Annotated in this window: 17 protein-coding genes and 1 tRNA gene; 5 read left to right on the top strand and 13 right to left on the bottom strand. The window is 67.4% G+C overall.

The annotated features are described in order from the left end of the window. Window positions 1–13 precede the first annotated feature (13 nt). Together NE2_RS09470 and sigJ are read right to left on the bottom strand one after the other, a co-directional pair. Complete coding sequence (locus NE2_RS09470; protein WP_063025598.1) at window positions 14–1240, bottom strand: cytochrome P450 family protein; 1227 nt, start codon at window positions 1238–1240, stop codon at window positions 14–16. Window positions 1241–1395: 155 nt separating this feature from the next. Next, complete coding sequence (sigJ, locus tag NE2_RS09475) at window positions 1396–2298, bottom strand: RNA polymerase sigma factor SigJ (RefSeq protein ID WP_063025599.1); 903 nt, start codon at window positions 2296–2298, stop codon at window positions 1396–1398. Between the two features lie 246 nt (window positions 2299–2544). Here sigJ and NE2_RS09480 point away from each other — a divergent pair, with 246 nt between their 5' ends. Beyond that, window positions 2545–3318, top strand: a complete 774-nt coding sequence (locus tag NE2_RS09480) for a hypothetical protein (protein WP_146165303.1) — start codon at window positions 2545–2547, stop codon at window positions 3316–3318. A 37-nt stretch (window positions 3319–3355) separates the two neighbouring features. Here the strand turns inward: NE2_RS09480 and NE2_RS09485 are convergent, their stop codons facing one another. The 5 genes from NE2_RS09485 to NE2_RS35575 all read right to left on the bottom strand — a co-directional run bounded on the left by NE2_RS09485 (window position 3356) and on the right by NE2_RS35575 (window position 7857). Then, window positions 3356–5131, bottom strand: coding sequence for an ABC transporter ATP-binding protein (locus NE2_RS09485; protein ID WP_063025674.1), 1776 nt, complete (start codon window positions 5129–5131; stop codon window positions 3356–3358). Continuing rightward, window positions 5121–5558 carry a lasso peptide biosynthesis B2 protein gene (locus NE2_RS09490; protein ID WP_063025601.1) on the bottom strand — a complete coding sequence of 146 codons (438 nt, stop codon included), beginning with the start codon at window positions 5556–5558 and terminating at the stop codon, window positions 5121–5123. The genes NE2_RS09485 and NE2_RS09490 overlap by 11 nt, the downstream gene beginning before the upstream one ends. A gap of 8 nt (window positions 5559–5566) precedes the next feature. Then, a complete protein-coding gene (locus NE2_RS09495; protein WP_063025675.1) occupies window positions 5567–5824 on the bottom strand; it encodes a lasso peptide biosynthesis PqqD family chaperone in 258 nt (85 codons plus the stop codon). A 15-nt stretch (window positions 5825–5839) separates the two neighbouring features. Then, window positions 5840–7558, bottom strand: coding sequence for an asparagine synthase-related protein (locus NE2_RS09500; protein WP_063025602.1), 1719 nt, complete (start codon window positions 7556–7558; stop codon window positions 5840–5842). Window positions 7559–7716: 158 nt separating this feature from the next. Then, window positions 7717–7857 (bottom strand): keywimysin-related RiPP, encoded by a 141-nt coding sequence (locus tag NE2_RS35575; RefSeq protein WP_146165301.1) that lies wholly within the window; start codon window positions 7855–7857, stop codon window positions 7717–7719. Window positions 7858–8624: 767 nt separating this feature from the next. Between NE2_RS35575 and NE2_RS09505 the strand changes: the two genes are divergently transcribed. Continuing rightward, window positions 8625–9887 (top strand): diguanylate cyclase domain-containing protein, encoded by a 1263-nt coding sequence (locus tag NE2_RS09505; protein ID WP_063025603.1) that lies wholly within the window; start codon window positions 8625–8627, stop codon window positions 9885–9887. A gap of 1 nt (window position 9888) precedes the next feature. Here NE2_RS09505 and NE2_RS09510 read toward each other — a convergent pair whose 3' ends face one another. The 4 genes from NE2_RS09510 to NE2_RS09520 form a co-directional block, all read right to left on the bottom strand. Further along, window positions 9889–11094, bottom strand: coding sequence for an FAD-dependent monooxygenase (locus NE2_RS09510; protein WP_063025604.1), 1206 nt, complete (start codon window positions 11092–11094; stop codon window positions 9889–9891). A gap of 105 nt (window positions 11095–11199) precedes the next feature. Further along, the gene (locus tag NE2_RS36630) at window positions 11200–11562 is read right to left on the bottom strand and encodes a hypothetical protein (RefSeq protein WP_157110926.1); all 363 of its coding nucleotides are present in this window, start codon (window positions 11560–11562) and stop codon (window positions 11200–11202) included. A gap of 179 nt (window positions 11563–11741) precedes the next feature. Continuing rightward, a tRNA-Arg gene (locus NE2_RS09515) sits at window positions 11742–11814 on the bottom strand. A gap of 169 nt (window positions 11815–11983) precedes the next feature. Then, a complete protein-coding gene (locus tag NE2_RS09520) occupies window positions 11984–12958 on the bottom strand; it encodes an Acg family FMN-binding oxidoreductase (RefSeq protein ID WP_063025605.1) in 975 nt (324 codons plus the stop codon). A gap of 136 nt (window positions 12959–13094) precedes the next feature. On the opposite strand from NE2_RS09520, the gene NE2_RS09525 reads away from it, so the two are divergent. Continuing rightward, on the top strand, window positions 13095–13949 hold the full coding sequence (locus NE2_RS09525) for a universal stress protein (protein ID WP_063025606.1): 855 nt from the start codon (window positions 13095–13097) through the stop codon (window positions 13947–13949). On the opposite strand, the gene NE2_RS09530 is transcribed toward NE2_RS09525, so the two are convergent. Further along, window positions 13950–14885 (bottom strand): TIGR03564 family F420-dependent LLM class oxidoreductase, encoded by a 936-nt coding sequence (locus NE2_RS09530; RefSeq protein WP_063025676.1) that lies wholly within the window; start codon window positions 14883–14885, stop codon window positions 13950–13952. It abuts the gene before it with no gap. A 140-nt stretch (window positions 14886–15025) separates the two neighbouring features. On the opposite strand from NE2_RS09530, the gene NE2_RS09535 reads away from it, so the two are divergent. After that, the gene (locus NE2_RS09535; RefSeq protein ID WP_084493919.1) at window positions 15026–17263 is read left to right on the top strand and encodes a M20/M25/M40 family metallo-hydrolase; all 2238 of its coding nucleotides are present in this window, start codon (window positions 15026–15028) and stop codon (window positions 17261–17263) included. Between the two features lie 16 nt (window positions 17264–17279). Here the strand turns inward: NE2_RS09535 and NE2_RS09540 are convergent, their stop codons facing one another. Continuing rightward, window positions 17280–18746 (bottom strand): flavin-containing monooxygenase, encoded by a 1467-nt coding sequence (locus NE2_RS09540; protein ID WP_030513333.1) that lies wholly within the window; start codon window positions 18744–18746, stop codon window positions 17280–17282. 460 nt (window positions 18747–19206) lie between these two features. On the opposite strand from NE2_RS09540, the gene NE2_RS09545 reads away from it, so the two are divergent. Continuing rightward, window positions 19207–20841: a long-chain fatty acid--CoA ligase gene (locus tag NE2_RS09545; protein WP_063025677.1), complete on the top strand. Its 1635-nt coding sequence runs from the start codon at window positions 19207–19209 to the stop codon at window positions 20839–20841. The last annotated feature ends 147 nt before the right edge of the window (window positions 20842–20988 follow it).

Raw genomic sequence — 20988 nt, forward strand, 5'->3', positions numbered from 1 at the left:
CGGCGGGCTCACCTCATCCGTGGGGGCGGACCGGCAGTTCGGTGAGTCCCCGCATGAGCAGGCTCGGCTGCCACCGCGGGGTGAACGACGGTGCCAAGGCCAGCTTCGGGAAGCGATCCAGCAGAGCGGTGAAGGCGACGGCGGCCTCCATCCGGGCCAGGGGAGCGCCGACGCAGAAGTGGATTCCGTGGCCGAAGGCCACATGTCCGGACGGCTTCCGGCCGATATCGAGTTCGTCGGGTGAACGGTATCGATCGGGATCGCGATCGGCCGCCGAGAGCGCGACATATACCAATTCGCCTGCGGGGATGACGATTCCGCCGATGTCGACGGGTTCCTCGGTGTACCGGACCGTGGCCCAGCCGACCGGGCCGTCGAGTCGCAGAAACTCTTCCACGGCGGCGGGGATACCGTCCGGATCCGCCCGCAGCGCATCGAATTGGGACCGGTTGCGCAGCAGGGCGAAGGTGCCGTTGCCGATCAGGTTCACGGTCGTTTCGTGACCGGCCACCAGCAGCAGGAAAGCCATCGCCACCAATTCGGGATCGGTGAGGCGGTCGCCTTCGTCCTGTTCGGTGGCCAGGCCCGACAACAGGTCGTCGCCGGGCCGAACGCGTTTGTCCGCCAGTAGCGCCGTCAGATATCTGCCCATATCGGCGGATGCGCGGTCGCGGTCCGCCAGATCTCCGGCGGCCCCGACCAGGATCTTCGTCCACAGCTGGAAATCGTCGCGATCGGTGAAGGGAACGCCGAGCAGTTCGCAGATCACGGTGACGGGTAGCGGGGTCGCGAACGCATGAAGCAGATCGACCTCGTCGTGCGCGGCCACTTCGTCGAGCAATCCGGCGGTGATCTCCTCGATGCGAGGGCGCAAGGCCGCCACCCGCCGCGGCGTGAAGGCCTTGTTCACCAACTTCCGCAGTCGCGTGTGTTCCGGCGGATCGGCATTGAGCATGTGGGTGCTCAACGCCTGCGCATCCGAATTCGACAGCACCGCAGAGCCTTTGCGCCGGAACAGTTCGAAGGTGCCGGCCGAGTTCTTGCGCAAGCGCGGATCGGCCAGTGCCGCCCGCGCTTCCGCATGGCCGACGACGACCCAGCACGGAATCCCGCGCTCGTGCGTGAACCGCACGTGGTGCACCGGCCCCCGAGCCCGCCAGCGCTCGTAGTACTTGTGCGGATCGTCGTGGAAGTCGTCTTCCACCAGTTCGATCTGCTCGGAAACCTCGGCCTCGGCCATGCTGTGCTCCCTGCTCCCTGCTACCGGCGCCGATCGGCGCTCCCCACGGTGTCGGACCGGTCCTGACGGTGACCGTATCCAAAGTACCGAAAATCAGGCCGAGTCGCGGATGTCCGATTCGCGTAGAAATCGTTCCGCCCGAACCGCTTTCATGGTCACTGCGGTGACAGTCGGTATTCCGTCCACTGCCGCAGCTTCTCCGGATTGCGGATCGCCCAGATCCGGGTGATCCGGCCGTCGACGATATCGAAGGCGTAGACGGTCGCGATGGCGCCGTCGATCTGTGCCACCAGGCCGGGCTGGCCGTTGACGGTGCGCTCGAGGAGTGTGACTTCCGCGGCGCGGGAAGCGATTTCGATCCACGCGCGAGCGATCTGCTCGCCACCGGTGATCGGATGACGGAAGGCGACCACTCGGCCGCCGCTGTCGGCGGTCGCGACGGCCCGTGGATCCAGGATCTCGATCAGTGCCTCGATATCCTTCGTCTCCCACGCGCGTTTGAAGTCTCGGACGACCTCGGCACGCTCGTCCCGAGAGGGACGTGCCGAGGTCTGGATACGACGGCGTGCGGAGGAGGCCAGCTGGCGGCAGGCCGCAGGAGTGCGGCCGACGATATCGGCGATCTCGGCGAAGGAATACCGGAAGACATCGTGCAGGACGAAGGCCACGCGCTCGGCCGGCGTCATGGAATCGAGTACGACGAGGAACGCCATGCTGATCGATTCGTCGAGCGTCACCCGGTCGGCCGGATCGGCCGGTGCGGGCGCGCCCCACTCGCTGCGGTCCGGGACCGGCTCCGGAATCCACTCACCGACGTAGCGCTCGCGGCGAGCCCGCGCCGAACCGAGCAGATCCAGGCAGATGCGGCTGGCCACGGTTCGCAACCAGCCACCGGGCGCCTCGACGGCCTGCTGCTGTTCCGGAGACAGGGCGTACCAGCGCGCATAGGTCTCCTGCACCACGTCCTCGGCCTCCGCGAGGGAGCCGAGCAGCCGGTAGGCGAGGTTGAGCAGCGCCCGCCGCTCACTCACCACCGCGCTCGCTTCCGGATCGGTCATGATCTCGCTCCCTCGTTCGGTACAGGTCCTTCCACTGTTGGACGAAACAGCACGCCGAAATGTGAGGCCGGTACGAACATAACCCCGGCCTCGGCGGCGCCGGCCGCGCCGTCGCTGGGAGATTGTGGACTCGGCGGTGTGCGGAAGAACGTGCGTTGCCGCGAGCGAGGTGCTGTCGGTTGCACCCGTGCGCGGGTGTCCAGGTTGTATGCTGCCGTTCGCCGGTGATAGTGGGGGGAGTACCCAATGAAAAGCGCAGTGTGGGTGGCAATCTGGTTCGGCGTGGCGGCGCTTTCGGCGTGCGGTACGGACGATGCCGCCGATGGACCGGCCTCGGCCTCCTCCGAACCGGTTGCTCAGCAGGTCACCGGATCGCCGGATCAGCAGGCCGGGTGTCCGCAGTCGCCCGTGGCCTCGGCAGGGCCGTACACCGCCACCACCGTGCCGGTGCGGGAACAGACCGCGACGCTGACGACCGACGTGACGTTGCCGCAACTCGAGGGCGGTGAGCAGGCAGTGCGCGATCGGTTCAACGCGGCGATGCGCGCCTCGCTGGCCGATACGAGCGGCGGCGCCGCGAACGGTGCGTTGCACGATGCCCGGCTGCGCTGCGGGGAAACCAGCCGCGTCACCCGGATCGGGGCGAAGGTCGTTGCGGGCGTGCTGATCACCGACCACACGTGGGAGGGCGGCCCGCATCCGGTCAACCAGATCGGCACCGTGGTGATCGACACCGGAACCGTGCAACCGGTCATGTTGCCGACGGCCTTGCGCGACCCGGCCCAGAGCTGGAACGCCCTCGCCGCGACCGCCCAGAGCCTGGTGCCCGCGGACGGCCCCACCCTGTTCACACACGCTCCCGGCGGTGACGATTTCGCCAACTGGGTCCCCTCCCCGGAGGGACTCACCGTTTACTTCTCCGTCGCACACGCCCGGGGCGACTACTACCCGGTTCAGCTCCCGTGGAACCGAATCCAGGACCTGTTCGACCCGGCCACGGTGGTAACCCTGTCGAGCTGACGGATCATCGGGACCATCCGTCGGCCCCGCGCCGGATTCACACCTTCGCGCCGACGAGCTGTCGATAGTCGGCGTTGCGGGCGACCAGTTCGTCGTGGGGCCCGCTGTCGACGATCCGCCCGTCCTTCAGGAACATGACGATGTCGGCCTCGCGGATGGTGGACAGGCGATGGGCGATCACCAGGAGGGCACATTCTTTTCGCACGTTCTGGATCGTCACGTTCAGCGCCTTCTCGGTTTCGGCGTCGAGCATCGCGGTGGGTTCGTCGAGCATCATCAGGACGGGCCGGCGGATCAGCGCTCGGGCCAGTGCCACGCGTTGACGCTCGCCGCCCGAGAGCAGGACGCCGTGCTCGCCCACGGGAGTGTCCAGCCCGCGGGGGAGCCGGGAGACGAGATCGGCCAGCCCGGCGAGCTCTATCGCGCGCTGCAGATCGTCTTCGCCGAGGCCCGGCTGCCGGTAGGTCAGATTGTCCCGGAGGCTGCCGAACAGCAGCGGCGCGTTCTGCTCCAGCAGGCTGATTTCCGAGCGCCACGCCCGCCGCGGTCGACCGGCGTAGGACCGGCCGCCGAGCAGAATGTCGCCGCCATCCGGATCGTAGAACCGGCTCACCAGGGAGAATACGGTGGATTTCCCGGCGCCCGAGTGCCCGACCAGGGCCACATGTCCCCGCGGAGGTACCGAGAAACTCACGCCGTCGAGAATCGGCCGCTCGTCGTAGGAGAAACGCACCTCACGGAATTCCAGTGCGGGATGCCCGTTCTCCGAGGGGGTCTCGATCGCCGAATCACCGTCGACGCCGCCCCGCGGAATCTCGTCGACGTCCTCGGCCGGCAAACCCAGCGTCGATTCGATCCGGCTCAGCGCGCCCAATGCCTTCTGCAATCCGACGGAGCCGTTGAACAGATCGCCGACCGGAATGAGCAGGTTCATCGCGAGGAGCATCATCGTGACGAGGCTGCTCAACTCCAACTGATGATTGGCCACCCGCACGCCGCCGACCAGCAGTGACACCACGAACGACCCGGTCACCGCCAGGTGCATGGCCGGATTTCCCAGCGCCTTCAATCGGGCCGCGCGCACGCCGGCGGCGAATGCGGCACCGGCCAGTTCGGTCAACCGCTCGTGTTCGCGGTCCTCGGCATTGTTGACCTTCACCGTGCGCACACCGTTCAGCGCGCGCTCGATGTCCGCCGACAGCGCGCCGACGCTCTCCTGCAAGCGCACCGAAGCCACTTCGATTCGTGTCATGACCAGCAACATCGCAGCCGCGGCGACGCCCACGGTGACGAAGACGATCGAGAACAACAGCCAGTCGAGATAGATCATCACCGCCACGGTGCCCACGAGTGTGATTGCACCCGTGAGTATTTGGACGAGGCTGCTCCCCACGGCGTTGCGGATCACGGTCGAATCGAGCGTGACCCGGGAGATGAGATCGCCGACCCGCTGTGACTCCAGAGTGGGAATTCTCAGCCGCAGCAGATGCCCGGCCAGGCGATGACGCACCGACAAGAGTACGGATTCGCTGGATCGCTCGAGAATGTAGTTGCCGCCGGTATCGGCGACGGCATACAGGAGATAGGCCCCCACCAACGCCGCGAGCGACCACGCGATCGTCGCGCCCGCCGCGGCATCGCGGACGACCTGTCCGGCCAGCAGCGGTTGCGCCAACGACAAACCGGTGCCGACGAGAAGCAGTGCCGTCGCCGCGAGCAGCGAATTGCGTTGTGGTGCGAGAATTCTCAGCAGCGCGCCGACGCGGCGCGGCCAGGACTCGCGCTCTCGAACTTCACCGTCGTCAGCTGACATCGTCACCCACGTTCGCATGCCGGCCGACCACGATCAGTCGACTGAATGTCGTCATGTCTCCCGCCTCCCCGACAAGCTTTCCGTCTGCTTCGACCCATGCGTGTGCGGCGAACGGCAATTCGGTGCGCACGCCGACACACCAGGTTGTCCACGCACCGTAGCGTCGGCTCAGCAGCGTCGTCGCCACGGACCTCGTCAGGCAGCCGTATCTTCCGGCGGCGTCGGGACTCACCTCGACGACCCGGCGTCGCCATCGCTCGGCATCGTCGAACGGGGCCGGACGACTTCCTCGGTGTAACTGCTTCAGGATCCATTCGATCCGTCGCGGTGGCAACCTGACGATGACCCTCGCGGCGCGAACGGCCCAGGCCGCGGCCGAGCGCTCACCCCTGCGTCCGTCCGCCTCGAATTCGGTCCCGAGCGCCATCTGGTGGCTCACGACGGCACCAGCCCCACTGCTCGGAGGTGGCTCACCAGTTCGGCGACGTCTCGCTGCGCGGTAACGGCATCGACGTCGAATTGATCGAGCACTGCCGCAACGGGATCGGCGGCGTCGCCGGCGAGGAGCGAGGCGAACACTTCCGCTCCGACCGGATTGAGCCGCCAATACTCGCCCTGTTTCAGATCGAGAACGACGCCCCCGTATTCCGTTCGCACGAAAGACAAGCCGGGCCTCGGTGTCGCGGTATCCATGGTCCCTCCCATTCCTCAGGCTTTCCGCGCGTTACTGTCCCGCGGATCGAGAAAATTCCGTTCCAGATCGCGCAGCCAGAGTTCGCAGGCGATGGTGCTGAACATCGTTCCGTCTTCCAGTTCGAACGAACTGGGGCCGGCGCACAAATGCTTCAGGCGCTTCGAGTCGATCAGGCCCATGGCGCCGAGCCGCGAGCTCTCCCACAGAGCCACCAGTTCGTCGCGATGCTTGCGCAAGCCCACTTCGACGTCGTGTGATCCGCTGTCCTTGGTCTGCCGGCGCAGTACCTCGTCGGGCACGATTCCGCTGACCGCGGCCCTGAGCAGAGGCTTGTACGTCCAGGCGCTGACCCGATCCGGAACCGCCACCGACAGGGCAGCGGAAATCACTCGGTCATCGAAATAGGGTGCGGACAGGGGCGGCCCGCCGGATGCCAGTGACATGCGGTTCAACACGGCCACCGTCCGGGCCCCCTCGACAATCGACTCCAGTTCGACGTGGCGCCCACGAGCGGGCGCCAGCGGTTCGGCATTGGCGGCCATCCACGAGATTCCCTCGTGCACAGCATCTTTCGCCGCTGCGGTGGCCCACACCGGAATGGACGGAACAAGGGCCCAGCCCAGCATCGGTTTGCGCCGTTCCGGCACGCCGGCGATCGGTACAGAATTCCTTTTCCACCACGCCCGGAAATCCGCGGGCTCGACCGCGCCGCGCACGAGATCTCGTGATCGCCAACCGCCGAGGGCGCCGAAACTGCGCAGTCCCCGCCATGCCGTGAGCGGGCGACGCCACAGTAGATCGCGGTAGAGCGTCGGCAGTCCGGTGAAGAGGTGATCGCCCCCGTGGCCGGTCAGGTGCACGGTGGGACCGAAGGTTGCCGCCAGTGCCGCGAGCGCACCTACCCGGCTTCTGCCGGCGATGAGCGGTGAGGGCTCGTTCAGCCAGGTCGGCCCGTCCTCCAGGCCGGCGTAGGTGAAAGGCAGTTCGGAATCGGGAAGGATCGTATGCCGCACGTGCGGCAGGTGCCGGGCGGCGAGGAGGGCCCATTCGAGGTCTTCATTGGCGGAATCGCGTCCGCGTGCCGTCAGCAGCGTGATTTCCGCTGGTCCGCGAGCGGCGAGGAAACTGATCGACGTCGAGTCGTAGCCGCCGGAAAGTTCTGAGGTAACCGTGCCACCCGCCGCGGTCCGAGCCCGTACCGCCGCCTCGAGCCGGTTCCGTACCTCGTGTGCGCCCTCCTCGAGGCCCCGGACGACGGCCCTTTCACTCGCGCTCCGGACCATCCGGGATGTGCCGGTCGGTGTGATCACCAACCCGGTACCGCGGGCGAGCGGTTCGATTCCCGTGAGCAGCGGACGTTGTGCGAGGTGATGCGGAACGGGTTCGAGCAGATGCGCGGCGAGGACACCGGCGTCGAGTTTGCCGCTGACGAGGTGCCGCAGGGCGTGCACGGTATCGGCAGCGATGTCGATGCCGTCCACGCGGGCGCGATACAGGCCCCGGGATCCGTATGCGGCACCGTTCAGGTGGATGTCGCCGTTCACCTCGACGATCGAGTGAAACGATCCGTCGATCGCGTCCAGAATCACTCGCCATCGAGCCGGTGAACCTGTCGACATCGCATAGTCGAGGACGGCCTGCTCGCTGATCAGAGCGTGGCCGAGTATCACCACCTGCGCCGCACGGCCGTTCGTGTGAACGACCGGCCGGTCCGGGCAATGTCCGACGACCATCGGACGTCCCGAACGGTGCTCTGCCAACACCCGCGCCCATGGGAGGAGACGCCTGGCGATGCTCACTCCCGCCACGTTGTCGGGCAGAACGACAAATCCTGTCCGAGCATCGCCAGTCATCCTCTAACCCCCTATGATTCGAGCTCGGTGGTGACGGCTCAGATCATTCCGCGGCGTCCGACCAGCAGGTCGGATTCCGTGGTGAAAACGCCCCCGGTGAGTTTCCGGAAATCGCCGCATTTGGCGATCACCGGCTTCTCGTAGATCTTCTTGTCCGATCTGTCTGCCGTGTTCTCCATCTTCACTTTCCTTCCTTTCCTCGCACTCCCCTTGGAGGCGGCCTCATTCCGAGTCGTTCTGTTCGACTCGGATGTGTGCAACCGAGAATTGATGGAGTCGTGGATTCGAGGAAAGCGGATCGCGCCGGAAATTCGACGCACTTGATCAGTCCCCCCGTGCTGCCGGTCCGAACGAACATGTCGTTCCGGATGTAAGTCGCTATCCCGCAAGGATTTTCGGGCCTGTTGCGAATCCTCCCCGATATCGCCCGGCGACCTGCCCCCCGTCCCCGCCCGCTATTCTGCGCCGTATGCCACAGCCCGTCAAGGGTATTCGCGACTTACCCTCGAAAATAATTGCCGTGCTGCACTTTTCGATGCGGTGCGATCGGTCGCCAGGGCGCCCTCGGCTCGAGCTCTCGCACGCACGTCCCGAGCGGCGGCGTCGGTGAGCGCCATCGAGGGTTTCGGCCACCGGCCACGCCACCGGGTTACGGCGGTCGAGCCGTGCGCGAACGGTGCATACCGGACATCTCGACGCGGAACCGGGGGCGTTACTCGCGCGCGATCGGGGGTAGTTCCCGAGTGGATCGGACAGCTGCCTCGCGTCGTCGTGCGGGCATCCCGTATGCAGGGGATGCCGGCTCGACCGGGGGCGCCGGTAGTGCGGCCGGTTCGTGCGTCACCCACACGGCAGAGCGGTTGTTTCGTATGCTCGTTGGTAGCTAATGGGGAGGGTTGTCGGTGCCGGGCCTCGCGGGTCCGGCGATGGAGGAAGGTCCTCGCGGATGGACGGGCGCGAGGTTGCCGACATGGCGCGGGAGTGGTCGGCGGCCCTGGTCGAATGCGGTGGCGTGCCGGCATCTCTGCCGCGCGTCCAGCAGTTGACCGCGTGGATCGTCGAACTGGACGCTGCCATGGCGGCCGAGCCGTTCGATCCGTCGCCCGCATACCGCGTCGGGGTCGAGATGGTGCGGTGGAAGCTGACCGACCCCGCATTGATGACCCCGTCCGCGACGGTGCTGGCCGGTTTACTGGAACGGTCGCAGCGGCCGGATCGCACGCGGCGGTTCGGCGCGCTCCTGGGCGAACTCGGCCGCGGCTACAGCGCCGAGCTGTTGAAGGTCCACGCGGACAGCCGCGAGATTGCCGACCAGCGCTTCCGCGTGGTGTTCGACAACGCGGCGGTGGCGATCGCCCTCTACGACAGCAACGGCATCACGCTGGAAGCCAACCGGACCACGGCCCGGATGGTCGGGATGAAGCCGGAGGAACTGCCGGGCGTGGCAGGTCTGGATCTGATGCATCCCGAGGATCGAGACAAACTTCAGCGGGTTGTCGTCGATCTGTACCAGCGCCGGTGTGGCACCGTGCACTTCGAAGGCCGCTTCTGCCGTCCCGACGGCACCGTCTGCTGGGGTGCCTGGACGATGACGCTGGTGCGCGGAGCGGGTGGGCGCGATCTGCGGCTGCTCGCCGTCGGAGAGGACATCACCGAGCGGCGCGCGATGGAGCGGAAACTGTGGTGGCAGGCGCGCCACGACCCGTTGACGGGTCTGCCCAACCGACACTGCCTGCTCGAGCAGTTGGAGGCCATCGTCGCGACGGCCGGTCCCGCCGACCACATCGGTTTGTGTTTCCTCGACCTCGACGAGTTCAAGCTGATCAACGACCGGTACGGCCACCGCGCGGGCGACAGCGTGCTGGCCGAGGTCGGTCGCCGGCTGGACGCGACGATGACCTCACCGGCGGTCACGGTCACCCGCATCGGCGGAGACGAGTTCGTCGCGCTGCTCGCACCGCCCTGCGACGAAGAGGCGGCGCACGCCGCCGCCGAGACCATGCTCGCGACCCTGCGGGAACCGGTTCCGGTCGGTCCCACCGATCTGCTGGCGATGTCGGCCAGCATCGGCGCCGTCGTCGCCCCGGTGGCGGGCGCGAATGCCGAGAAACTGCTGAACGATGCCGACGTGGGCCTGTACCGGGCCAAGGCAGCCGGCCGCGGCACCTGGGTGCTGCATCGCGACGAGAGCGGTCGCGCCGCCGAATAGATCAGCGCCGGGGCATCGCGAGTTCGCCCCGCCGCGCCGCCCGCCACCACCGCTGCCCGGAATCGATACCCCTGCGCATCGTGCGCACAGCGGGAACCTGTGTGAGCAGGTGCATCTGGTATCGCCACGGCATTTGCAGCCCGTGCCGAACCGCCATCGCATAGGCGAACTGCACGGCGTCGCGGTCGAGATACCGGTCGGCGTGTTCGAACCAGGTCATGCTGGCACGGGCGGCGGCCTGGATCGGGCGCATCGCCGCGCGCCGCTGCGCATCGTAATTCTCCAGCGCATCGGCGATCTCGCCGTGCTCGTACAGGCTCTGGGCGAGCACGATGGCGTCGATGATCGCCAACCTGGTGCCCGAACCGATGGTGAAGTGCGTCGTGTGCGCCGCATCGCCGACCAGCACCACATTGTCGTGATACCAGGATTTGTTGGTCACTTCGGGAAAGCAACTCCACCTTGCGAATTCGCCTCGTGTCTTGCTGATCAACGAGTGACCGTCGAGAACGCGCGCGAATATCTTTTCCAGAAGACGCACATTCGCGGCGCCGTCCAGGGAATCGAATCCCGATTCGCGCCACGTCCGCGGTTGGCATTCCACGATGCAGGTGCTGATCTTTCCGGCGATCGACGGGTACGCGTGGAACCAGATCCAACCGGCCGGTGTGTGTTCGAAAGCGAAGGTGAATCGGTCGAAGACCTTGTCGGTGCCGAGCCAGATATATCGATTCTCGCCGAGATTCACCGACGTTCCGAAGCGATGATCCTCCAGCTGCCGCACCCGGCTGTTCGCGCCGTCGGCAGCGATGACGAGATCGGCGTCGTCGAAGCCGGACAGATCGTGAATTTCCCGGCCGTGCTGGACATCGACGCCGAGGTCGGTGGCCCGCTGCGACAGCACATCGAGCAATGCCGCTCGCCCCATGCTGAATCCGTAGCCCGGGAAATATGCGGTCCCGTCGTCGCCGACGTGGATCGCCTGTTCCCGCCAGAGCACCGATCCGGCCCGCACCGTCTGTGCGCTGTCGGGGTCGTTCCGATACAGGATGTCGAGCAGGTCGTCCCAGTACACGACGCCCCAGCCGTAGGTGGACCCGGGAGGATCTCGGTCGATCACCGTGACGGCATGGCCCGGGTCGCGCCGCTTCATCGAAATGGCGAAGTACAGTCCGGCCGGCCCGCCACCGACACATACGATTTTCATTCGGTCACCAGTTCCGGCCCGGTCGGTCTATCCCGGCATCACATGATCGGTATCGGATGCGGCCGAGCCCGGCACGCTGTGCGTGTCCGGGCTCGGTCGTCGGCACTAGAAGCTTCCCCAGCCGCCGCCGAATGGGTTCCACCAGTTGCTGCCCCAGCCGCCGTTACCCCAGCCGCCATTGCCCCAACCGCCGTTACCCCAACCGCCGTTACCCCAACCGCCGCCGTTACCCCAACCGCCGCCGTTACCCCAACCGCCGCCGTTACCCCAGCCGCCGCCGTGACCCCAGCCGTTGCCGTGACCCCAGCCAGGGCTGTCGACGGGTTGGGTGGCGGACGTGGGCGTCGCCGTTTCGGTGGCAGACGCTTGCGTCGCGGCTGCGACGACCGGAACCGCAGCGACTGCGGCTATTCCGGCTGCTGCTGCCAACCGGGCGAATTTCGAGTGTGAATTCCTTTTCTTGATCATGATGGGCTCCAGATAGCTGTCCCGACCTGGTGGAATTCTACGCGTTTCCGCCGTGTGTCAGAAAGTTGCCGAATCAACCCTTTTGCAATGTCCAGCCGCCGCATTCGGCAGGGTTGGCGGGTCCGCAAATATTTCGGTTTCCAGGGCAGCGGCAGACCTGAACAGGCCGAACCTATGTGTGCCCTCGGCAGGATTCGAACCTGCGACACCCGCTTTAGGAGAGCGGTGCTCTATCCCCTGAGCTACGAGGGCGCGGACCGTGCGCGGAAATGTGGAAAACCCCGTTTCGCAACGGAATTCGCACCTGCCTCGCAGTGGTCCACGATGCCTGTGCCTCCCGGGGGTGACGATCAGGCGTGGTCAGTCTAGCGTGTGGCGGGCCGGTGGCCACCCCGCCATGGGCCGACCGGTCTCCGGCGCCTCAATGCGGCAAGGACAGGAAATCCTCGACCGGGCGGCGCGGGGTGGGCGGGACAAAGGTGTCGTGGGGTGCGGTGCCCAGGCGGATGAGTACCTGGGGGATCCGATCCGGGTCGGGGAGGAGCGTGCGGATCGCGCGGACGGCGGCCGGGATTTCGGTGATGTGGGTGAGGGGGCAGGTCGCCAGTCCGGCCGCTGTGGCCGACAGCAGGGCGGCGGACAGGGTTTCGCCGGTCGCCAGCCATTCGTGCGGAGTGTTCTCGGCGGTGCTGAGCACCACCAGGGTGGCGTGATCGGGTTCACCGGTGCGGTGCGGGTCTCCGGGCGCGACGGGAAAGTCGCGGCCGACGTCGACCAGTGCCGCCTCGCGGGCGGTGGGCAGAGCGTAGGACGGTATCCCTTCAGGAAGATCGAAATTTCCTGTCCACCAGCGTAATTCGTTCTGGTAAGGGGTGTCGAACTGTTGCAGGGCGGCGGTCTGCTCGGAAGCGGCGGCGAGCCGGGGCCGCACCGAATCGTCGACGGCGTTCAGGTGCACACCGTCCACCTCGGACACCTCACGCAACTGTTGCACCAGCTCCGGCCGGTCCGGCGCGGACATCGGGAGCCGGTCGGTGCGGCGCGCGCGGATCGCGGCGGCGAGGGCGCGTTCGCGATCCGAAGGCGCGCGGGGCGGCTCGAATTCGGCGACGGCCAGCAGGTCGTGCAGCCCTTCCTCGGGCATATAGGACACCGCGATGGGATGCCCCTGCTCGGCGAAGGCGATCCGGGCGTGGTGCAGGTTGGCGCCGCAGCTGATCAGCTCCTGGCGCCCGCTCGGATCGGCCACCTTCAGTTGCCGGGTGGAATCACTGAACAGGTGCAGCCGGGTGCCGTCGAAATCCCAGCGCCAGGGCTGGGTGTTGTGCACGGACGGGGCGCGGGCGGCCAACTGCAGGGCCGCGACGATCGTCGAGCGGTCGGGAACGTGCTGCATGATGCCTCCCAGAGCGATATTTCGTCGGGTGCATTCGTCGGAGTATCGCCAGTATCGCAGTTGTCGCCATCCCGGCCGGTAGGGTGGGGGTGTCTTCGCCCTGGAACGTTCGTGAACCGCTGGGAAGGTGGGACGCATGGCCTCGAAGGCGCCCGTGGTGGTGGGAGTCGACAGTTCCGACGATGCGCTGCGGGCCGCGCGCTGGGCCGCCAATGATGCGGCGCTGCACCGGGTTCCGCTGGAAGTGGTTTCGGCGGTGCCGCCGGTTCCGGAGGACCGCACCGGCGACGAGGGCGTGTGCGCCTACCACGAGCGCACCCGCGAGCAGGCCCAGCGCGCCGTTGCGGCGGCCGCTCGGGCCGCGGCCGATATCGCCCCGAAGATCGATATCGACACCGCCGTCATCGATGCGCCGATCATTCCCGCGCTGCTGTCCCAAGCCGACGAGGCCCGTCTGGTGGTGGTCGGCGCGCGCGGGCTCGGGGCCTATCAGCGCAGCCTGCTCGGTTCGGTCAGCACCGCACTGGTGCGGCACGCTCGCGGCCCGGTCGCCGTGGTGCCGGCGGATCCGCTGCTCGGGTCCGAGCGGCCGGTGCTCGTCGGTTACGACGATTCCCCGTGCAGCGCACAGGCTCTCGCGATCGCCGTCGACGAGGCGCGGCGGCGGCAGACCGATCTGGTGGTCGTGCACACCTGGCAGCGGTTCGGCGACTACCCGTCCCCGGCGGCCCTCGAAGAGGAGGGGAATCAGCTCCTCGACGCCGCCCTGGTCGCGCACGAGGATCCGGACGAACCGATTGCGGTGCGCCGGGTCGTCGTCGAGGATCGGCCGGTGCGGCGCCTCCTCCACGAATCCGCCGCGGCACAGCTCATCGTGGTCGGCAGTCACGGTAAGGGTGGATTTCCCGGAATGACGTTGGGCTCCACCAGCCAGGCGCTGATGCACAGCGTCGAATGCCCGATCATCATCGCCCGGCCCCGGAGCGAATGATCAGGCGGTGAGCTCGGCCAGCAACTTCCAGGTGCGCAGCTGATCGTCCTCGCCGGCGAGATCGGTCTGGTGGATCAGCAATTCGGTGGCACCGGCATCGACATACGTCTGGAGGCCGCGGGTGACATGGTCCTCGTCGCCGATCAGCGCCACATCGACCGCGTGGGCGACGCCCTCGCGGTCGAGAACCGCGCGGTAGGAATCGAATTGTTCGTAGAACGCCAGCGCGTGCGCCGCGGTCTCGCGCACCTGCTCGGCGCGATCGGTGACGATCGCGACCACACCGGCGACCACCTGTAGCGGCCGCACCGGATTCGCCGGGCGGGCCTGCTGCAAGGTCGGCACGATATGCGATTCCAGCGTGCGCGGCCCGGCGAGGTACGGCAATACGCCGTCGGCCGATTCGCCCGTGGCCCGCAATGCTTGCGGCCCCATGGCTGCCACGAGCAGGGGGATATCGCTGCCGCCGTGCACTGTCGTCGGTATCGGCGGGCGGGCGTACACCCGCTCGCCCTGTACATCGACGGTGCCGTCCTCGATGGCCTGGCGCAGCGCGATCAGATATTCGCGCAGCCGCCGCACCGGCTTGTCCTCGCGGATGCCGAACGCCGCCGATTCCAGTGGCGGAGCGCCCAATCCGATGCCCAGGCGGAAGCGGCCGCCCGACGCGGCCTGTGCGGTCTGGGCCTGCGACGCGACGACCAGCGGATGGCGCGGATTGATCGGCACCACGGAGGTGCCCACCCCGATCTCCGGTACGGCGAGCCCGACCACCGCCGCGAGGGTCAGCGCATCGAGATCGAATTTCTGTCCGAACCACACCGAACGCACACCCGTGCGCTGCGCCTGCGTGGCGAGCCGGAGGACCTCGTCGACGTCGTTGGCCGCATCGGGCCGCGGCCAGACCGAAACCCCGATCGGAACTGAAAGACTCATCGGATCGAGGCTAGTGCGCACATCGGGCGATCCCACCCTTGTGCTCGGACGGATCGAAACCGTTGCGGTGCTGCCCTTTGCGCGTCTCGGGCGCTCGGCCTATCCGATTTTTGCAATTTTTGCCGGGTTACCATCGCACGATGGGGCGTCGAGTATCGGGTGTGCTGGCCTTCGCTGTTCTGGTCCTGATCGCGATCGCGACGGCCTGGGAGCAACAACCGCACGGATATCGCGACGCCGCGGCCCCTGCCACGGAATTCGGTGCCGCGCGTGCGCTGGCGACGATCCGGGAGATCGCCTCGCGGCCACACCCCGTCGGCACCGCCGAACACGACCGGGTGCGCGAGCATCTGGTAGGCAAGCTGCGAGAACTCGGGCTGGACACCGATGTTCGCTACGGCGTGGGTAAGTATCCGGTGGATCCGCATCGTGCGGTAGCGGTGCTCGGGGAGACCGGAAATATCGTCGCCCGCTGGCCGGGACGCGCCGCTACGGGAACTATTTACCTTGTCGCGCATTATGATTCGGTGCCGTCCGGTCCCGGTGCGAACGACGATGGGGTCGGTGTCGCCACCGTGCTGGAAGCGGTGCGTGCGCTGCGGGCGAGCGGACTGCAGCCGCGCAACGATCTCGTTGTGCTTCTCACCGACGCCGAAGAGGTGGGTCTGCTCGGCGCCGAGGCCTTCGCGACCTCCGGCGGCGCCGACCCGCGCGGCGGAGTGGTGATCAATCACGAGGCGCGCGGCGCCGGTGGTCCGCCGATGCTGTGGCGGATCAGTCACCCCGATGCGGGGCTGATCAGTGTGGTCACCGGAGTACCGCATCCGAACACCGATTCGCTGTCCACGACCCTGGGCGGGGATCAGACCGGGAGCAATACCGATTTCGCGGCGCTGGACTCCCACGGCTTCCGGGTGCTCGACTGGGCCTTCGCCGGCCGGAACGCCTACTACCACAATCCGTTCGACGACCCGGACCACGTCGACCTCGCCACCGTGCAGCAATTCGGCGACAACACCACCGCCGCGGCGCGCGAATTCGCGGCGCGGGATCTGCGGGCCGCGGCCGATCAGCCGAATCGCGCGTACTTTCCGCTGCCGTTCGGTGAGCTGGTGGTGCTGCCGCTGTGGATGGTGGTCGTGGCGGCGGTGGCTTCGGTGCTGCTCGCGGCCTGGGTGGTGTGGCGGATCCGCCGGACCGGTGAGGCGACGATCGGCCGGACTCTGGGCGCGGCGGCAACCGCTCTGGTGGCGGTTCCGATCGGAATGGGCGTCGTCTACGGGTTGTGGAAAGCGATCACCGCGATCCGCCCGGAGTATCGCGCCCTGTTCGTCGATCCGTACCGGCCGCAGTTCTACGGCGCGGCCGTGGTGATGGCGTGTGTGGCGGTACTCGCCGCCTGGTATGCGCTGTCGCGTCGGCTGTTCGGGCCCTCCGCGACCGCCGTGGGCGTGCTGTGCGCGGTGACGGCGATCGGTGCGGTGGTCACGGCTGCGGCGCCGGCCGCGGGTGTGATGGTGGTGGTTCCGGGCCTCGCCGCCGTCGTCGGCGTCGCGCTGACCTTCGCGGTGCCCGACCGCCTGCGGTTGCCGGTGCTCACCCTGTTCCTCGTCCCGGCGGCGGTCTTCGCCGGCGGCACCGCGTACGCGGCGCTGCAGACCGGACTCGCCGCCGCCGCGTATCTCACCGCGCCCGTGGTGCTCATACTCGGCGGCTTGTTCACACTCACCCTGACCCACGCGTGGCCGAGCCGTCGGGGCATCCTTATCCCCGCGGCGGCGGTGGTCCTCACGGTGGCGCTCGCGGCGGCCGGGACGGTCGTCGACCGGTTCGACGCGCGGCATCCGCTGATGTCGCAACTGTCCTATGCGCTCGATGCGAACAGCCGCGAGGCGCAGTGGATTTCCGCCGAAGCCCCGGATCGATGGACGCGCGGTTTCGTCGAATCCGGCTCGCCGCCCGGGGCATTCGCGCAGTTGTGGACCGACGCGGCATCCGCCGGCGCCGCCCCGGCGCACGATCTCCCCGGTCCTGTCGCCGAAGTCCTCTCCGACCGCACCGAGGCGGATCTGCGCACCGTGCGGCTGCGGCTGCGATCTACCCGTGGGGCCACCTCCGTCGCGCTGCGGTATACCGGGCCGGTCCGCGCACTCACGGTCGCGGGACGCGACATCACGCCGGTGCCCGCCCAGGGGGTCCGGTTCTACGCGCCGCCCGCCGAAGGGGTCGACATCCAAGTCACGGCGCCGGCCGGACCGCTCACTCTCCGGGCGGTCGATTACAGCCGACTGCCCGATGCTCATCTCGCCGACGCACCGGCTGACATCTACTACCGCCAGGACAGTACGGTCGCGGTGTTCACCACCCTCCGGTTGTGAACACCGCGCCGGTGAATCAGGCTCCGGCGACGCCTTCGGCATAGTCGGCCGGGTCGAAACGCCGTGTCTTCCATCGGAAGAGCAGCGTGGCGCCGGGCCAGTTGTTGGTGATGCGGCCCGAGGCGTTGCGATACCAGCTGGAGCAGAAGTTCCACGGCGTATCGGCCAGGCGCTTGCGCAGCCAGTCGTCCCAGGCCTGTTCGGCAGCGGGCTGTGCGGCGAGGAAATGTCCGGGTTTGGCGGACAGATACTCCACCACCTGCCGGATGTAGCGGGCCTGTGATTCCAGCATGTAGATGATGGAGCCGGACCCCACATTGGTGTTGGGCCCGTACATCATGAACAGATTCGGGAAGCCCGGCACCGACATGCCCAGGAATGCCCGCGCACCCTCCGGCGCCCATTCGTCGGACAGTTTGCGACCGCCGAGGCCGTAGATGTTCATCGGCGCGAGGAATTCGGTGCCCTTGAATCCGGTGCCGTAGATGATCACGTCCACCGGATGCTCGACGCCGTCGGCGGTGCGGATTCCATTCGCCGTGACCGCCTCGATCGCGGTGGTCTCCACGCTGACATTGGGCTGGGCGAGTGCGGGAAAATACTCGTTGGAGAACAGGCCGCGCTTACAGCCGGCGGCGTAGTCCGGAGTGAGCTTGGCGCGCAATTGTTCATCGGGCACGGCGTTGGCGCGATGCCGGTCGGCGATCGCGACCACCGGGTGTTTGATCCACGGCACGTCGGTCAACGCCAGCGCCATCACCTCGAAGAAGGTCCAGATGGCGAAGCGTTCGGCCCACCGGCTGGGCGGAAAGTACTTGAACAGCGCGTGATGCAGGCCGGTGTATTCGGTGTCGAATTTCGGCAGCACCCAGGCGGCGGAGCGCTGGAACAGGGTGAGATGCCCAACCGTCGGCTGAATGGCCGGAATGTATTGGATCGCACTGGCTCCGGTGCCGATGCACGCCACCCGCTTGCCCGTGAGATCGACGCTGTGGTCCCATTCGGCGGAGTGGAAGGCGGGACCGGTGAAGGTGTCGATGCCGGGGATATTCGGCATCGCCGGCCGCGAGAGCTGGCCCACCGCGGGAATCAGCACGTCGGCGGTGAGGGTCTCACCGTCCGCGGTGCGCACCTGCCAGACGCCGCGGGCCGGATCGAATTCCGCGTCGGTGACCTCGATGCCGAAGCGGATCTTGCGCGGCAGATCGTGCTTCTCGGCGACCGCGCGCATATACGCGTGGATGTCGCGCTGCTGCGAAAACCGTCGGGGCCAATCGGATTTGGGTTCGAACGACCACGAGTACAGCGGCGAGGGCACATCGCAGGCCGCGCCCGGGTAGGTGTTCTCGCGCCAGACGCCGCCCAGATCGGCGGCCTTTTCGACGATGGTGAAGTTGTCGATACCGGCGCGCTGTAATTCCAGCGCCATGCCGAGGCCGGCGAATCCGGCGCCGATGATCACGATGGACGGCGTGGCAGTCATAGTCGAAGAGTAGAGCGCCGGGCGGTCGGTTCCGAGAGATCAGCGGCCAATGAATCAACATTTCCGGCCACGCCGCGGCTGCGGCGTCGGACCGGACATGTGACTCCGCTGGACAGTTCCGGTTCGCCGAACCTACTATCTATACCAGTTCCTCTTCAAAAAGCCTGTCCCGGTGGGTATTTGGCGTTTCGACGGCGCTGCAGGGGGTGTCGTCGCGCGTCCGGCGGCCATTCGGGACGGATCTGCCGTATCCGGGTGCGCCCGGATACGGCAGGGACGGCTGCCCGTGGCGATCAGGGGTTCGCCACGGGCAGCCGATTCATCCCCATGCCCGCGCTGTTCGCGCCGCGTGTCGCGGGAAAAGTGGACCATCTGGTCGGCCCGAAAATCGCTACGTCCGGTTTCGGCTATCCTCGCGGCAGGTGTGACGTCGTTCACCGGTGAAGGAGTGCGGTTACTGATGTTGAGCACGATGCAGGACGAGCAACTGTCGCTGGCCACGCTGCTGCGATATGCGTCCACGTTCCACGGCGATGCCACGGTGTCGACCTGGACGGGCGACGGGGTGCGGACCATGACCTATCGGGAATTGGGTGCGGAATCGGCGCGGCTGGCCAACGCGCTGCGCGGGCTGGGGATCGACGTGGGCGACCGCGTCGCCACGTTCATGTGGAACAACAACGAACATATGGTCGCCTACGCCGCCGTGCCCGCGATGGGCGCCGTGCTGCACGCGCTGAACCTGCGGCTGTTCCCCGAGCAGGTCACCTACGTGGCCAATCACGCCGAGGATCAGGTCGTGATCGTCGACGGCTCGCTGCTGCCGATGTTCGCCAACTATCTGCCGACGCTGAAGACCGTCCGCCACGTCATCGTGGCCAACGGTAATGCCGCGGATCTGACCGCGCCCGAGGGCGTGCAGGTGCACTCCTACGCGGAACTGCTTGCGGGACAACCCGATACCTACGATTTCCCGGTCGTCGACGAACGCTCCGCGGCCGGCATGTGCTACACCTCCGGCACCACCGGCGACCCCAAGGGCGTGGTGTACTCGCACCGGTCCAATGTCCTGCACGCCATGCAGGTGCTGACCAACGCGAGTATGGGATTCACCTCCTCCGACACCGTGCTGGCCATCGTGCCGCTGTTCCACGCCAACGCCTGGGGTCTGCCGTACGCCGCGATGCTGTCGGGGGCGAGCGTGCTGATGCCCGATCGCTTCCTGCAGCCGGCGCCGCTGCTGGAGATGATGGCCGCGGTGCAGCCGACCTTCGCCGCCGCGGTGCCGACCATCTGGGGTGGCGTGCTGGCGCAGTTGGACGCAAAGCCGCAGGACATCAGGCATCTGCGCGAGGTGGTCGTCGGCGGGTCCGCGCTGCCGCCGTCGATGATGCGGGCCTTCCAGGAAAAGCACGGGGTGCGACTGCTGCACGCCTGGGGAATGACCGAGACCTCGCCGCTGGGCAGCGTCGCGCACCCGCCGAAGGGTGTGACGGGCGAGGACGAATGGGAGTACCGCTACACGCAAGGCCGGTTCCCGGCCCTGGTCCAGGCGCGCCTGGTCGGCGACGACGGCTCGGTGCTGCCCAACGACGGCGAGGCCGTGGGCGAACTCGAGGTCCGCGGCCCGTGGATCGCCGGGGCCTATTACTCCCCGGAGGGTGCGTCCGTCGACCCCGACAAATTCGACGACGGCTGGCTGCGCACCGGCGACGTCGGCAAGATCACGCCCAACGGCTATCTCACGCTGGTGGACCGGTCCAAGGATGTGATCAAGTCCGGCGGCGAATGGATCTCCTCGGTGGATCTGGAGAACGCGATCATGGGTCATCCGGCCGTCGCGGAGGCCTCGGTGATCGGGGTGCCGGACGAGAAGTGGGACGAGCGGCCGCTGGTCGCCATCGTCCTCAAGGAGGGCGCGAGCGCCGAACCGGCCGAGCTGCGTGATTTCCTGGCGGACAAATTCGCCAAGTGGCAGCTGCCCGAGCACTGGACCTTCATCGACGAGGTGCCCAAGACGAGCGTCGGAAAATTCGACAAGAAGCGGTTGCGGGCGCGCTACGCCGACGGCGAATTGAGCGTCACGACGCTGTGACATAGAGCGTCCCGACGCTGTGAACGTTCCCGCAGCCGCGGCCGGAACATCCGGCCGCGGCTGCGGCGTGAGCGGGGGCCGCTGGTGCCCGCCTGTGCCGGTCGGCGGGGGATCACCGAACCTGTTGGCGCTATGTCAACAAGGTGT

Origin of the sequence: Nocardia elegans NBRC 108235, from assembly GCF_001612845.1 — a bacterium.
Classification (GTDB): Bacteria; Actinomycetota; Actinomycetes; order Mycobacteriales; family Mycobacteriaceae; genus Nocardia; species Nocardia nova.